The 13,631-nt window shown below is 72.7% G+C and carries 13 protein-coding genes; 5 read left to right on the forward strand and 8 right to left on the reverse strand.

What is annotated here, in order from left to right:
• Positions 1–3 precede the first annotated feature (3 nt).
• A complete protein-coding gene (locus tag BMZ82_RS00395; protein WP_177244314.1) occupies positions 4–1,272 on the forward strand; it encodes a serine hydrolase domain-containing protein in 1,269 nt (422 codons plus the stop codon).
• 116 nt (positions 1,273–1,388) lie between these two features.
• On the opposite strand, the gene BMZ82_RS00400 is transcribed toward BMZ82_RS00395, so the two are convergent.
• From BMZ82_RS00400 to BMZ82_RS00410, 3 genes are all read right to left on the reverse strand, one after another.
• Positions 1,389–2,393 (reverse strand): Gfo/Idh/MocA family protein, encoded by a 1,005-nt coding sequence (locus tag BMZ82_RS00400; RefSeq protein ID WP_093770381.1) that lies wholly within the window; start codon positions 2,391–2,393, stop codon positions 1,389–1,391.
• 97 nt (positions 2,394–2,490) lie between these two features.
• Complete coding sequence (locus BMZ82_RS00405; protein ID WP_093770383.1) at positions 2,491–3,267, reverse strand: SDR family oxidoreductase; 777 nt, start codon at positions 3,265–3,267, stop codon at positions 2,491–2,493.
• 15 nt (positions 3,268–3,282) lie between these two features.
• Positions 3,283–4,470, reverse strand: a complete 1,188-nt coding sequence (locus BMZ82_RS00410) for a phytanoyl-CoA dioxygenase family protein (RefSeq protein ID WP_093770385.1) — start codon at positions 4,468–4,470, stop codon at positions 3,283–3,285.
• Positions 4,471–4,616: 146 nt separating this feature from the next.
• Between BMZ82_RS00410 and BMZ82_RS00415 the strand changes: the two genes are divergently transcribed.
• Positions 4,617–5,651, forward strand: coding sequence for a LacI family DNA-binding transcriptional regulator (locus tag BMZ82_RS00415; RefSeq protein WP_093770387.1), 1,035 nt, complete (start codon positions 4,617–4,619; stop codon positions 5,649–5,651).
• Between the two features lie 99 nt (positions 5,652–5,750).
• Here BMZ82_RS00415 and BMZ82_RS00420 read toward each other — a convergent pair whose 3' ends face one another.
• Both BMZ82_RS00420 and BMZ82_RS00425 read right to left on the reverse strand, forming a co-directional pair.
• On the reverse strand, positions 5,751–6,431 hold the full coding sequence (locus tag BMZ82_RS00420) for a hypothetical protein (RefSeq protein WP_093770389.1): 681 nt from the start codon (positions 6,429–6,431) through the stop codon (positions 5,751–5,753).
• Positions 6,432–6,663: 232 nt separating this feature from the next.
• The gene (locus BMZ82_RS00425) at positions 6,664–7,821 is read right to left on the reverse strand and encodes a Gfo/Idh/MocA family protein (RefSeq protein ID WP_093771059.1); all 1,158 of its coding nucleotides are present in this window, start codon (positions 7,819–7,821) and stop codon (positions 6,664–6,666) included.
• Positions 7,822–7,999: 178 nt separating this feature from the next.
• On the opposite strand from BMZ82_RS00425, the gene BMZ82_RS00430 reads away from it, so the two are divergent.
• The 3 genes from BMZ82_RS00430 (at position 8,000) to BMZ82_RS00440 (ending at position 10,470) form a co-directional block, all read left to right on the forward strand.
• A complete protein-coding gene (locus BMZ82_RS00430) occupies positions 8,000–8,986 on the forward strand; it encodes a LacI family DNA-binding transcriptional regulator (RefSeq protein WP_093770390.1) in 987 nt (328 codons plus the stop codon).
• A gap of 115 nt (positions 8,987–9,101) precedes the next feature.
• Positions 9,102–9,614: a hypothetical protein gene (locus tag BMZ82_RS00435; RefSeq protein WP_093770391.1), complete on the forward strand. Its 513-nt coding sequence runs from the start codon at positions 9,102–9,104 to the stop codon at positions 9,612–9,614.
• Between the two features lie 67 nt (positions 9,615–9,681).
• Entirely contained in the window at positions 9,682–10,470 is a 789-nt protein-coding gene (locus BMZ82_RS00440; protein ID WP_093770392.1) for an alpha/beta fold hydrolase, read from the forward strand.
• Between the two features lie 60 nt (positions 10,471–10,530).
• On the opposite strand, the gene BMZ82_RS00445 is transcribed toward BMZ82_RS00440, so the two are convergent.
• From BMZ82_RS00445 to BMZ82_RS00455, 3 genes are all read right to left on the reverse strand, one after another.
• Positions 10,531–11,568: a class I SAM-dependent methyltransferase gene (locus BMZ82_RS00445; RefSeq protein ID WP_093771061.1), complete on the reverse strand. Its 1,038-nt coding sequence runs from the start codon at positions 11,566–11,568 to the stop codon at positions 10,531–10,533.
• 74 nt (positions 11,569–11,642) lie between these two features.
• Complete coding sequence (locus BMZ82_RS00450) at positions 11,643–12,815, reverse strand: glycosyltransferase (RefSeq protein WP_093770394.1); 1,173 nt, start codon at positions 12,813–12,815, stop codon at positions 11,643–11,645.
• Positions 12,812–13,630 (reverse strand): alpha/beta fold hydrolase, encoded by an 819-nt coding sequence (locus tag BMZ82_RS00455; RefSeq protein ID WP_093770396.1) that lies wholly within the window; start codon positions 13,628–13,630, stop codon positions 12,812–12,814. Before BMZ82_RS00455 ends, BMZ82_RS00450 begins: the two co-directional genes overlap by 4 nt.
• Position 13,631: the final 1 nt, after the last annotated feature.

Consider the following 13,631-nt stretch of genomic DNA (forward strand, 5'->3'; position numbering starts at 1 on the left):
CCCATGACACACCCGTACACGCGCGTGCGCAGGGCGATCGTCGTCGCCACCGCGGTGGGGGCGCTGGTGGTGCCGATCGCGGGCGGCGCGGCGACGGCGCTGCCGTCCTCGGCCGCCGCCCCCACCCCCACCGCCACCGAACCACCCTCCCCGCCGTCCTCGTCGTCCTCGGCCGCGGGCGGCGTCGTCGAACTCACCCCCGCCGTGCAGCAGCAGGTCGACGCGGCCGTACAACGGGTCATGAAGCAGGCGAGCATCCCCGGTGTGACCGTCGGCATCTGGACGCCCGACCAGGGCCAGTACGTGAAGTCCTTCGGCGTCCGCGACAAGAGCACCGGCCAGCCGATGGACCCCGGCCTCTACATGCGGATCGGCAGCGAGACCAAGACGTTCACCGTCACCGCGCTGCTGGAACTCGTCGACCAGGGAAAGATCGGCCTTGACGACACCATCGGCAAGTACATCGACGGCGTACCGAACGGCGACAAGATCACCCTGCGGCAACTGGCCGGTATGCGCAGCGGGTTGTTCAACTACTCGGCGGACGAGGACTTCTACAAGGCGCTGACCTCCGACCCGCAGCGGCCGTTCACCCCGCAGGAACTGCTCGGCTACTCCTTCAAGCATCCCGTGCTGTTCCCGCCGGGCGAGAAGTTCTACTACTGCAACACCAACCTGATCCTGCTCGGTCTGGTGGTGGAGAAGATCAGCGGCCAGAAGCTCGGGGAGTTCATCCAGCAGCACATCCTGGACCGGGCCGGCATGGCGCACACCCTCTTCCCGACCGGCAACGAGTTCCCGACGCCGCACTCCCAGGGCTACACCGACCAGACCGCCACCGGGAAGGTCGAGGACTCGGCCGACTGGAACCCCTCCTGGGGCTGGGCGGCCGGCGCGATGATCTCGCAGCTCCAGGATCTGCGGACCTGGGCGCGCACGGTGGCCACGGGTGTCCTGCCCAACGGTGAGAGGCTGATCAGCCCGGCCACGCAGAGGCAGCGGCTGATCACTCCGCCGACTCCGATACCGGGCGCCGGGTACGGGCTCGGCATCTTCAACGTGCAGGGCTGGATCGGCCACAACGGCTCGCTGCCGGGCTACGAGTCGCTGACCATCTACCTGCCGTCGGCGCGGGCGACGCTCGTCGTGGTGCTCAACACCGACATCAACTACAAGAACCAGGAGCCGAGCACCCTGTTCGGCGACGCGATCACGACGATCATCTCCCCGAACCACGTCTTCAACCTGCCGGCGGAACCGGCGGCGCGGTGAGCCACGGCGAGTGAGCGCGGAGGGCCGGTGCGAGCGGAGGGCCGGTGCGAGCGGAGAAGGGCGACCGGGACCATGTTCCCGGTCGCCCTTCCCGCGTCCTCGGCCTCGGCCTCCCCTCAGGAGACGCGGACCTCGGCGATCGTCACCGGCCGGTGCTCGTGCAGGGACACCGTGCAGGCGTCCGCGATCCAGCCCGCCTCCAGGGCGTCCTCGACCGTGCAGGGCGAGGGCCGGCTGCCGGCCACGACCTCGGTGAACGCGGTGAGTTCGGCGCGGTAGGCGGCGGCGAAGCGGTCCATGAAGAAGTCGTGCGGGGTGCCGGCCGGGAAGGTCACCCCGGGCTCCACCGAGCGCAGCGGCAGCTTGTCCTCCAGGCCCACGGCGATCGAGTCCGTGAAGCCGTGGATCTCCATGCGGACGTCGTAACCCCGGGCGTTGTGGCGGGAGTTGGAGACCACCGCGATCGTGCCGTCGTCGAGGGTGAGGATCGCGCCGGTGGTGTCGGCGTCGCCCGCGTCCTTGATGTAGTCGGCGCCCCGGTTGCCGCCGACCGCGTACACCTCGGTCACCTCGCGGCCCGTCACCCAGCGGATGATGTCGAAGTCGTGCACGGAACAGTCCCGGAAGATGCCCCCGGAGGCGGCGATGTACCCGGCCGGCGGCGGGGCCGGGTCCAGCGTGGTCGAGCGGACCGTGTGCAGCTTGCCCAGCTCACCGGCCTGGACGGCGGCCCGCGCGGCCACGAAACCCGCGTCGAAGCGCCGGTTGTAGCCGATCTGGATGGGGACCGCGCTGCCCTGGACGGCCTTGAGCACCGCGACGCCCTCGGCCATCGTCTTCGCGACGGGCTTCTCGCAGAAGACGGGGATGCCCGCCTCGACGGCGGCCAGGATCAGACCCGGGTGGGCGTCGGTCGCGGCGGCGACCACGACCCCGTCCACACCGGCGTCCAGTACGGCTTCGGGGGAGTCCGCGACCTCGGCGCCGAACCGCTCGGCCGCCTTCTTGGCGGCCTCCGCGAACGGGTCGGCCAGGACGAGCGACTCGACGGCGTCGAGTCCGGAGAGGGTCTCGGCGTGGAACGCGCCGATGCGGCCGAGGCCGAGGATTCCGATGCGCATGTGCTTGGCTGCTTCCCTGAGATGAGAGTGGTGTGTGGTCCGTCGTCGGGGCTCGGCCCCGGGCCCCGATCGCCGGACGGGTCGGGCTGAGGAGGCCTCAGTCCATCCCGCCCAGCACGTTCTGGTCCCAGTCGATCACCGAACCGGTGACCACGCCCGAGCGCTCGGACAGCAGGAAGACCACGAAGTCGGCGATCTCGTCCGGCTGGCCCAGCTTGCCCATCGGCAGTCGGGCCGCCGCCTGCTCGCGCCAGTCGTCCCCGGCGTCGTGGAACGTCTTCTGCGTCGCGTCCTCGCCCTCGGTGGCCGTCCAGCCGATGTTCAGGCCGTTGATCCGCACCCGGTCGAAGCGGTGGGCGTGCGCCGCGTTGCGGGTCAGCCCGACCAGGCCGGCCTTCGACGCGACGTACGGCGCGAGGAACGGCTGACCGCCGTGCGCCGAGGTGGTGATGATGTTGACGATCGTGCCGGGCGCCTCGCGGGCCAGCATGTCCGCCACCGCCGCCTGCATGGCGAAGAACGGGGCCTTGAGGTTGATCGCGATGTGCTCGTCGAACAGCTCGGGCGTGGTGTCCAGGAGCGTGCCCCGGGACGTCAGCCCCGCCGAGTTGACCAGGCAGTCGACCCGCCCGTACGCGGCGACCGTCTCGGCCACCGACGCCTTCGCCTGCGCGGCGTCCGAGAGGTCGGCCCGGACGAAGAGCGCCTTGCCGCCCGCCGCCGTCAGCTCCGCCACCAGCGCCTCGCCCGGCTCCGGCCGCCGTCCGGTGACGGCGACGAGCGCGCCCTCACGGACCGCCGCCCGCGCGATGGCCGCGCCCACCCCCTGGCTGCCGCCGTTGACGAGGACGACCTTGTCGTCGAGAAGTCCCATGTGCGGTGGATCCTTTCAGCTCATGCGCCGCTCGGCGCCGACCCGCAGCTCGTCCCGGAGTGCCTGCGGGGTCCACTCCTCGTGCAGCGCCCGCCGTACGACGTCCGCCTGGGTGGCCGGGGCCAGACCGCCGACCGGCGGGTCGTTGTCGAGGTTGGTGGGGAAGGGGTAGCCCTCGGCGCTCGCGGCCACGACCCGCTCCAGCCACTCCTGGCCCACGCCCTGCGCCCGCCGCTTCAGCAGCACGGGGAAGACCGCGTTCGCGACCGCCTCGCGGTCCACGGTCTCCATCGCGCGCCCGAAGGCCGAGGACACCTGGAGCAGGTTGGCCGTGCGGCGTACGTCGGCGGTGCGGTTGGTGCCGGCGGCGTGGAAGACGGCCGGGTTGAAGAAGGCCGCGTCGCCCTTCGCCAAGGCGAGTTGGACGTGGTGCTGCTCGAAGTACGCCCGGAACTGCGGCAGTCGCCACGCCAGATAGCCGGGCTCGTACCCTTGCGAGTACGGCAGGTACAGCGTGGGGCCGGACTCCACCGGCATGTCGCAGTGCGCCACCGCGCCCTGGAGCGTGAGCACCGGGGAGAGGCGGTGAACGTGCGCCGGATAGGCGGCGGCCGCGTCGTTGGAGAGGAACCCGAGGTGGTAGTCGCGGTGCGGACTCTGCGCCGCGCCGCCCGGGTTGACCACGTTGACCTGCGAGGTCACCTGGTAGCCGGGGCCCAGCCAGGCCCGCGAGACCAGCGCCAGGACGTCGTTGGCGTAGTAGTCGGCGAACGCCTCCGGGTCGTACAGGGCGGCCTTCTCGAGGGCGTTCCAGACGCGGTCGTTGGCGCCCGGCTTCGCGAAGTGGTCGCCGGCGGTCGCACCCGAGGCGTGCTGCTCGGCGATGAGCGCGTCGAAGACGGCGGTGGCCCGGTCGACGACCGCCGCAGCGGGGAAGGCGCCCCGGAAGACGACGACGCCGGGACCGTCGGTCAGGGCCCGCACCAGCTCGGCGGGGACGGGCGAGTCCGCACGGTCCGCTCCGGCGGCGCGCAGCCGCTCGCTGTCGTAGACGAGGACGTTCCCCTCCACCGCGGCGGCGTGCGGGAAGTCGGCGAGGTCGGTCTCGCGCTCGACGAGGGAGCGGAAGGCGTCGAGGTCGCAGTCCTGCTCGGACAGCCAGGAGCGGTCCCCGGCACGGCCTGGCGCGGGAGGGAAGGACATCGTCGTCCCTTCGATGACTTCGATGACAAGGGCGGCTCGGCGCTGACATGGTGGCTCAGCGCTGCCATTGTTGTCATGACAAACCCGTCGAACAACCAGCAGGCAGCCATCAAAAACCCCTCAGAGAGAAAACGTGGGAGCTTTCCGTGGGTCACCCCTTCCCCATCCGTGAGATCGCACGTCAGGCGGGTCTCAGCGAGGCCACCGTCGACCGGGTCCTCAACGGCAGGGGAGGGGTGCGCGAGTCCACCGCGCAGGAGGTCCAGCGGGCCATCGCCGACCTGGACCGCCAGCGCACGCAGGTCAGACTCGTCGGCCGCACCTTCATGATCGACATCGTGATGCAGTCGCCGGAACGGTTCAGCACCGCCGTCCGGGCCGCCCTGGAGGCCGAGCTGCCGTCCCTGCACCCGGCCGTGCTGCGCTCGCGCTTCCACTTCCGGGAGACCGGGCCGGTGCGGGAGCTGGCCGCGACCCTGGACCGGATAGCGCGGCGCGGTTCGCAAGGGGTGATCCTCAAGGCGCCGGACGTCCCCGAGGTCACCGCCGCCGTCGGCCGGCTGGTGGCCGCCGGCATCCCGGTGGTCACCCTGGTCACGGACCTGCCCGCCAGCGCCCGCCTCGGCTACGTCGGCATCGACGACCGGGCCGCCGGCGCCACCGCCGCCTACCTCATGGGCCAGTGGCTCGGCGACCGCCCCGGCAATGTCCTCACCAGCCTGAGCAGCGGGTTCTTCCGCAACGAGGAGGAGCGCGAGATGGGCTTCCGCAGCGTGATGCGGGCCCGCCATCCCGAGCGCGCGCTCGTCGAGATCGCCGAGGGGCAGGGGCTGGACGCCACCCAGTACGACCTGGTCCGGGCCGCGCTGGAACGCGACCCGGACATCCGCGCCGTCTACTCGATCGGCGGCGGCAACATCGCCACCCTGCGCGCCTTCGCCGACCTCGGCCGGGAGTGCGCCGTGTTCGTCGCGCACGACCTCGACCAGGACAACACGCGGCTGCTGAGCGAGCACCGGCTGTCCGCCGTCCTCCACCACGACCTGCGCCACGACGTGCGCGAGGCCTGCCACACCGTGATGCGGGCGCACGGCGCGCTGCCGCCGGCCGGGCCGATGCTGCCGTCGCCGATCCAGGTGGTCACCCCGTACAACATGCCGCCCCAGACACCGGCCGGCTGACGCGGGCCGCCACCTGGGGCGCGGGCTGGGGCACGGACGGGGGCACGGACTGGGGTGCGGGCTGAGGTGCGGGCCGCGCCGTGCTCAGTTCGGCGGTGGTCAGTGCTGGAGTGCCGCTGACGTGGACATGGACGTGGTCTGCGGGGTGACGCGGGCCGCGCTGCGGTACGTCGAGACGCCCAGGGCCAGCAGCCAGTAGCTGAGGACGGCGCCCATCAGCGCGGTCGTGCCCCAGCCGTTGGCCGCGTAAAAGAACGCCGGGTCGTTGCCGAAGAACAGCGACGGCACGAAGGCCAGGTTGAGCGCCGCCAGGACGTACGCCGAGCGGCCGGTCCAGCGCGGCAGCAGCCGGGTCCGGGAGACGGCGTACCCGAGCGCGGTCAGGAAGAGCGCCAGCATCAGGCGGGAGATCGACCCGTAGAGGATGTAGGTGCCACTGACGTCGATGGTCGGGTCGATCGGACGGTCCGCGGCGATGACCGCGCCGGCCTCCAGACCCATGGAGACGAGGGTGACCGTCGCGTAGACCATCCCGGCGGCGAACGCGATCGAGCCCGCCCACGCGTGGTCCGGGCGCACCCGCCCGACCAGCTCCCGGAAGGCGGTCACGAACACGACCAGCGAGGCCAGCGCGACGATCCCGATCAGCAGCCTGGCCAGCACGTTCGCGTCCGGCGGCGGTCCCGCGTAGACGAAGTACAGCGGCACCTGGACGATGAGGGCGACCGCGGCGACGATGCCGGCGAGGCCGGTCAGTCGCCGGGCGAGGAATTCGGACATGGGTGTCCCCCGGGTTCTCGGTGTGGCGGTTCCGGTGCCGGCGTCCGAGCGCTCGTGCTCTCGTTCGCCGACCCTTGAAGCCTGCCGGTCCCGGGGCTCGCCGTCCCTGGGCCTGAGGACCGAGTCGGGGGTGTCCCCAGCACCACCCCTACGGGTGCGGCACCGGCCCGACGGACTATCGGGTGCGGCACCGGCCCGACGGACTATCGGGTGCGGCACCGGCCCGACGGACTTACGGGTGCACGTCCACCCAGGAGCCGCTTTGCGCGGACCGGGTCATGGCCTCCAGTACGGTCGCGCTGTGCACCGCGTCCGTGAGGGTCGCCCCGTACGGGATGCCCTCGGCGACCGAGCGCAGGAAGCGGTACGCCTCCACCACCTTCAGGTCGTCGTAGCCCATCGCGTTCGCCGCGCCCGGCTGGAACGCGCCGAACTCGCCGTCGCCCGGGCCGACGTACACCGTGCCGACCGGCTGGTCCTGGTACGTCGTACCGCGGCTGACGCGCAGCTCGTTCATCCTCCGGAAGTCCCAGAACACCGCGCCCTTGGTGCCGTGCACCTCGAAGCCGTAGTTGTTCTGCTCGCCGACCGACACCCGGCAGGCCTCCAGCACACCCCGCGCGCCGGACGCGAAGCGCAGCAGGCAGTTGACGTAGTCCTCGTTCTCGACCGGGCCGAGCGCACCGCCGGCGGCGCGGCTGTGGCCCGCCGTCGCCCCGGACGGGCGGGCCCGCTCGGGCACGAAGACCGCCGTGTCGGCCGTCAGCGAGGCGATGTCGCCGAGCAGGAAACGCGCCAGGTCCGCGCCGTGTGAGGCCAGGTCGCCCAACACGCCGCTGCCGCCCCGCTCCCGCTCGAACCGCCAGCTCAGGGCGCCGTCCGGGTGCGCCGCGTAGTCGCTGAACAGGCGGATGCGGACGTGCGTGACAGCGCCGATCTCCCCGGCGGCGATCAGGTCGCGGGCCGTCTCCACGGCGGGCGCGTTGCGGTAGTTGAAGCCGACGGTGCCCTGGACGCCCGCCTCGGCGACCGCGTCCGCCACCGCCCGGGCGTCCTGCGGGGTGAGGCCGACCGGCTTCTCGATCCAGATGTGCTTGCCGGCCTCGGCCATCGCGACGCCGATCTCGCGGTGCAGGAAGTTCGGCGCGGTGATGCTGACGGCCCGCACGCGCGGGTCGGCGACCACCTCACGCCAGTCCCGGGTGACGGCGGCGAAACCGAACTGGTCGGCGGCCTCCTCCGCCCGGCCGGGCACCTCCTCGGCGACGGTCACGAGCTGCGGGCGCAGCGCCAGTCGCGGGTAGTGGTGCCGGACGCGGGCGTACGCCTGAGTGTGCACCCGGCCCATCCAGCCGAACCCGACGACGGCGACACCCAGCGCATCCACCACCACAGCCCCCTTCGCTACAGCTCTTCATCGCTACAGGTCTTCATCACTACAACTCTTCTTGGACCGGTCCAGAACCCGTCCACGCTCTGTCCAGGCCACCCTGAAGGCCGTTTCCCGAGGGTGTCAAGCCCTCCGTCCCCCTTTGACAACCCCTGCGTCCCGTGGAACGGTCCACACCATGAGACCGCCGACCATCCGTGACGTCGCCGACCGGGCCGGTGTGTCCAAGTCGCTGGTCTCCCTCGTGCTGCGCGGCTCCGAGCAGGTGCGCGCCGAGAAGCGGGACGCCGTCCTGCGGGCCGTGCGCGAGCTGGGCTACCGGCCCAACGCCGCCGCCCGCAGCCTCAGCGAGCAGCGCACTCGCACGATCGGCGTCCTGCTGCACGACCTGCGCAACCCCTGGTACGTCGACCTCCTCGACGGCCTCAACTCCCTGCTGCACGCGAGCGGCCTGCACATGCTGCTCGCCGACGCCCGCCTCCACCGCCGCGTCGGCCAGGACCCGGCCGGCCCCTTCCTCGACCTGGGCGCGGACGGGCTCGTCGTGGTCGGCACGCTGCCCGACCCGGCGGCCCTGGAGACCGTCGCCGCCCGGATGCCGGTCGTCGTCGCGGGGGCCCGCGAGCCGGTGCCGGCCGGGGTGGACCTGGTCGCCAACGACGACGAGCACGGCGCCCGCCTGGCCACCGAGCACCTCCTCGCACTCGGCCACCGCCGCATCGCCCACCTCGCGGGCTACGGCGCCGCCGCCGACCTGCGCCGACGCGGCTTCGAGGCGACGGCCGACGGGGCGTTGGTCGAGCCGGGTGACATGACCGAGGAGGGCGGCTACCGGGCCACGGTCCGGCTGCTCGCCCGCGCCGACCGGCCCACGGCCGTGTTCGCCGTCAACGACATGACGGCGGTCGGGGTGCTGTCGGCGGCCGAGGAGCTGGGCCTGCGCGTACCGCGCGACCTGTCCGTCGTCGGCTACGACGACACCAGCATCTCCCGGCTGCGCCATGTGTGGCTGACGACCGTCGACGGCGCCGGCCGCGAGGTCGGCCGGCGGGCCGCCCGCTGCCTCCTCGACCGTCTCGAACGGCCCGGGGGCGAGGGGCGCGTGCACCTGGCCGCGCCGACCCTGGAGGTCCGGGGGACGACGGCACCCCCGCCCACGGACTGATCCCCTACGTCCCCTAAATCCCCTACATCCCCTACGTGTCCTAGGTCCCCTAAGTCCCCTAGTGGTGTCGCGGCACGACTGGCGGGCCGGGTGGGGCCGGGTGATCGTGGAGCCCATGGCGGACGACACCGTGGCGGGGGAGCAGCCGCACCGGCACGACACACGTGAAACTCTGCTCTTCGGCGGTGTCTACGGCGCGGTCCTGGCGAGTTCGATGGTCGCCGCGCTCACCCAGTACGGGCACAGTTCGCAGGCCGGCCGCCGCTACGACGCCATCTGGCTGCTGGTCACGGCCCTCGCCTCCGCCCTCGCGCACGGGTACGCGCACTACATCGCCGAGCGCGCCCCGCACCGCCGCGGGGACGCGCTGCGCACCCTCGCCGAGGAGTGGCCGCTGGTCGCGGCCGTGCTGCCGACGGTCCTGGTGCTCGCGGGCGCGGGCTGGGGGTGGTGGCCGGCGAACGGGGTGGAGTACCCGGCGTTCGCCCTCAACATCAGCCTGCTGTTCGCCCTGGGCCTGGTCACGGCCCGCTGGTCGCGCCGCCCGTGGCGGGTCGCGGTGCTGATCGGCGCGGTGGACGCGCTGCTCGGCGTGATCGTCGTCGTGGCGAACGCGGTCATCAAGTAGCGGGAGCGGCGAGGCGGCACCCGGCGCTCGGGGTGCGGTCGGGCGGGCCCGGGGGCACGCTCGAGGTATGGGTGAGCACTGGGATGTCCGCCGGGCGGGCGCGACGAACGCCTCGCACCGGGTGCTGATGATTCCGGGTGGGCTGTGCACGACCGAGTTCTACGCGGACGTGATGGCCGAGCCGGCGGCGGCGGGGCTGGGGATGATCGCGGTGACCCAGCCGGGCTTCGGTCGTACCGAAGCGCCCGAGGACGTGTCCATGGAGCACTACGCCCGGCTGATGGCGGACTTCGCCGCCGAGTCGGGCTGCGACTCGGTCGTCGGGCACAGCCTGGGCGCGAACGTGGCGATCGAGATGGCCGCGCTGGGCCTGTTCAAGGGTCCCCTGGTGCTGCTGTCGCCGACCTTCTCGCGGGGCGACGAGGCGACGTTCCTGACCGTGCTGAACACGGTCGGCCGGGTGCCCGGGCTGGGCGGCGCGGCCTGGAGGGCCATGCTCAAACTGATGCCCCGGGCCATGAAGCACGAACTGCCGCCGCGGCGCGCCGAGTTGCTGGCGGCGGTCATGGGCGACAACGATCCGGCGGCCTGCCGCCGGATCGTGCGGGACTACTACGCCTACCTCGACCGGTATCCGTCGCTGGTCGCGAGGCTGTGCGCGGCGGGGGTGCCCGCCTGGGTGGTGCGCGGCGACCGCGACATGATCGGCCTGACCGACGGCGAGCGCCGCGACCTCCGGGCCTGCCCGCAGATCCGCATCGTCACCGTCGCGGACGCGGGACACCTCCTCCTCGTCGACCAGCCGGCCGCGGTCGCCGAGATCGTCGCGGAGGCGGCCACGGCGTCGGTGCGCTGAACGTTATGAGGTGACGGACAGTCAACTCACCCACGTGGTATAGGTATTGCGTGGCCGCCGTCAGTCGCGGCGGGCCACGAGCCGGTACGCGTTGGAGACGCCCAGCCGGTGCGACAGCGGACGTACCGCGAAGCGGTCGAGCAGGGTGCCCGCGATCAGCGCCGGGATCCCGGCGACGAGCAGCGCCGCGCGCAGTGTGCGGCGCAGCGCGCCCGGCGGTTCGGGCAGCCAGGGCGCGTCGTCGCGCGGTGCCGTGTGGTCCAGGGTCAGCCAGACGGCGGCCAGCAGGTCGACCGGGTCGTGCGGTTCGGCGTGCTGCTCCGCCACGACCGTGAAGCCCAGGTCCGTCAGGCGGCGGCGCAGATTGGCCACCGGCACGAAGTGCAGGTGCTGCGGCTGCAACCAGGGCAGCCAGAAACGGCCCAGCAGGCGGGCGTAGCGGCTCTCGGGGTCCGGGACCTCGATCAGCAGATGCCCGCCGGGCCGTACCGTCTGCCAGGCGGCGCGCAGTTCGCGGTCGGGGTCGGTGCTGTGCTCCAGGTAGTGGAACATGCTCACCACGTCGTAACGGGCGGTCAGTTCGGGCGCGAGGTCGGGGAAGCTGCCCCGGAAGCCGTGCTCCACCCGGCCCTCCCGTTCGGCGAGTTCGACGCCGTCGGTGAAGTCGAGCCCGTCGAACGTCGTCCCGGGCAGCACCTCCTGGGCGGCGGCACAGAAGTGGCCGTGCCCGGTGCCGACGTCCAGCCAGGTCTTCGGCCCGGGGTCGTGCGGCAGCATCGACTCGGCCCGCCCCCGGTACATCTTCGTACGGCCCCCGAAGGTGTCGCCGAGCTTCTTCTCGCCCAGCCCGTCGTAGAAGTCCCGGTAGTAGAACTCCAGCCCCGCCGCGCTGAGTCGGGGGTTCTGGAAGGTGTGCCCGCAGGTTCCGCAACGGTCCAGGACGAAGCGGCCCGGCTTGTGCTGGAGCAGGTCGGTGGTGCGCAGCCGGGTGGACAGTTCGCCCGAGCCGCACCAGGGGCAGGTGGTGCTCCTGGGCTCGAAGAAGCGCTCCAGACCGGCCGCGATGTCCGCCTGGTAGGCGGGACGCAGCGCGGCGATCCGCTCGCCGGCTGACGTCGAGGCCGAGTCCGATGCCGAGGTTGTGGTGGGGTCGTACTCGCTCTTCTCGCTGCTCATCTGAACTCCCTGGCCAGCTCGTCGAGATGGGCCGCGGCGGCGGGGGCGCCGCCCGCGGCGCGGAACGCCGTACGGATCCGGTCCGCCGCGGCGCGGTATCCGGGGTCGTCCAGCACGGAGTCGAGCGCCGCGCCCAGTTTCTGCGCGGTGACCCGGCCGAACCGGACCCGTACCCCGGCTCCCGCGTCCGCGACCTGGCCGGCCACGACCGGCTGGTCGTCGCGGATGGGTGCCACGACGAGCGGAACCCCGTGCCACAGCGCCTCGCACACGCTGTTGTGCCCCGCGTGACAGACCACGGCCCCGACTCCCCTTTCCAGCAAGGCGAGTTGAGGCACGGACGGCACGATCAGTACGTCCTTGTCGTCGGCGTCGCTCGGTGCCAGCGTGTTGCCCGGATCGACGATCACCCCCTGCGCGCGGTCGGCCCGTTCGCGCAGCGCGCTGCGGCACTCGTCGAGGAACCGGCCGCCGACGTCGGTGTTCGCGGTGCCGAGCGTGACCAGTACCGTGGCACGGCCGGGGTCGAGCCACTCCCAGGGGAAACCGGCGGCGGACGGGCGGGCCGCGATCGACGGCCCGACCCAGCGGACCGCCCCCGTATGCGAGTCGCCCGCCAACTCCGGTGTGCTGAAAGCGAGAACGAGGTGCGGGGAGAAGCGGGGGTCGGCGGTGCCCGCCGGATCCCCGACGGCGGACCGGAGTCCGGCGAGCCGTGTCTCCAGCCACTCCCTGACCTTGGGCAGCCCGGAGAGCGGGTCGGTGAACTCGGCCGACGTGGTCGCCGAGGTCGCCCACGGCAGACCCAGCTTCTCCGCCACCAGCGCCCCGGCGAAAGCCTGTTGGTCGGCGACGACCACGTCCGGCCGGAACTCCCGGACGGCCGCCCGCACGCCCGGCGCCATCGCCTCCGCCAGCGGCAGCAGGTACCACTCCCACAGGAACTTCAGCGCCTCCGGACCACGCAGTTCGGCGGGCCGCTCGCCCTGCGGGCCCCCGGCGCACGCGAAGACCGCCCCCGCCCCGGGGCCCGCCAGCCGGCCCACCAGCTCCGGATCGGGACAGGCCCACGCCACCAGGTGCCCACGCGCGGTGAGTTCGGCGGCGACGCCAACCGTCGGGTTGATGTGCCCGACCAACGGCGGTACGACGAACAGGAATCGGCTCACCCGGCCGCCTCCGCCGCCACCCGCCCCGCCGCGTCCCCGACGAGCGAGAGGATGTGCCCGCCGACCGTCCCGGAGGCCTCCACGAGGACCGAGTGTTCGTGACCGGGGATCACCACGGTCCGGCAGTCCGGCAGCACCGCCCGCAGCCAGGGCGCGAGTTCGGCGAGGTCGGAGTCGCCGCCGTACAGACCCAGCACCGGGCAGCGCACCGCCGCTATCTGATCGTCCGTCAGGACCCGGCTGGCCGGGATGTCCCGGCCGAGGCTGGTCTCGCGGGCGAGCCGGGCCGCGCCCTTGGCCAGCCGGGCGGTGTTGGGGCCGCGGTGGGCGGTGATCCAGGCGATCGCGTCCGGCTCGTTGTGCGCGAGCTGGTTCACGACCCGGTCCAGGATCCCGCCGAGCTTCACCGCCCAGGCGGCGGTGGCCGGTTCGGACTCGATGAGGCTGACGCTCGCCGCGCGCCCGGGGTGCCGGGCCGCGAAGCCGAACGCGATCGTGCCGCCGTAGGAGTTGCCGACCAGGTGCACCGGGCCGGTCACCGCGAGCCGGTCGAGCAGCGCCGCCAGGTCGTCGACGTTGTCGTCCAACGTGTAGCCGTCGAGGGGCCGTTCACTGCGGCCGTGGCCGCGCAGGTCGTACATGACGACGTCGAGGCCGGCCGCCGCGAACGCGGGCGCGACGGTGAAGTAGTAGCTGGCCAGGCTGTCGGTGAGCAGACCGTGCACCAGCACCACGGTGGCGGTGGCCGGCCGGCCCGCCGGGGGGCCGAGCCGCTGTGCGTGCAACCGGACGGCGCCGGTGTCGACCATCGCCATG

Source organism: Streptomyces sp. yr375, from assembly GCF_900110755.1.
In the GTDB taxonomy this organism is placed as follows: Bacteria; Actinomycetota; Actinomycetes; order Streptomycetales; family Streptomycetaceae; genus Streptomyces.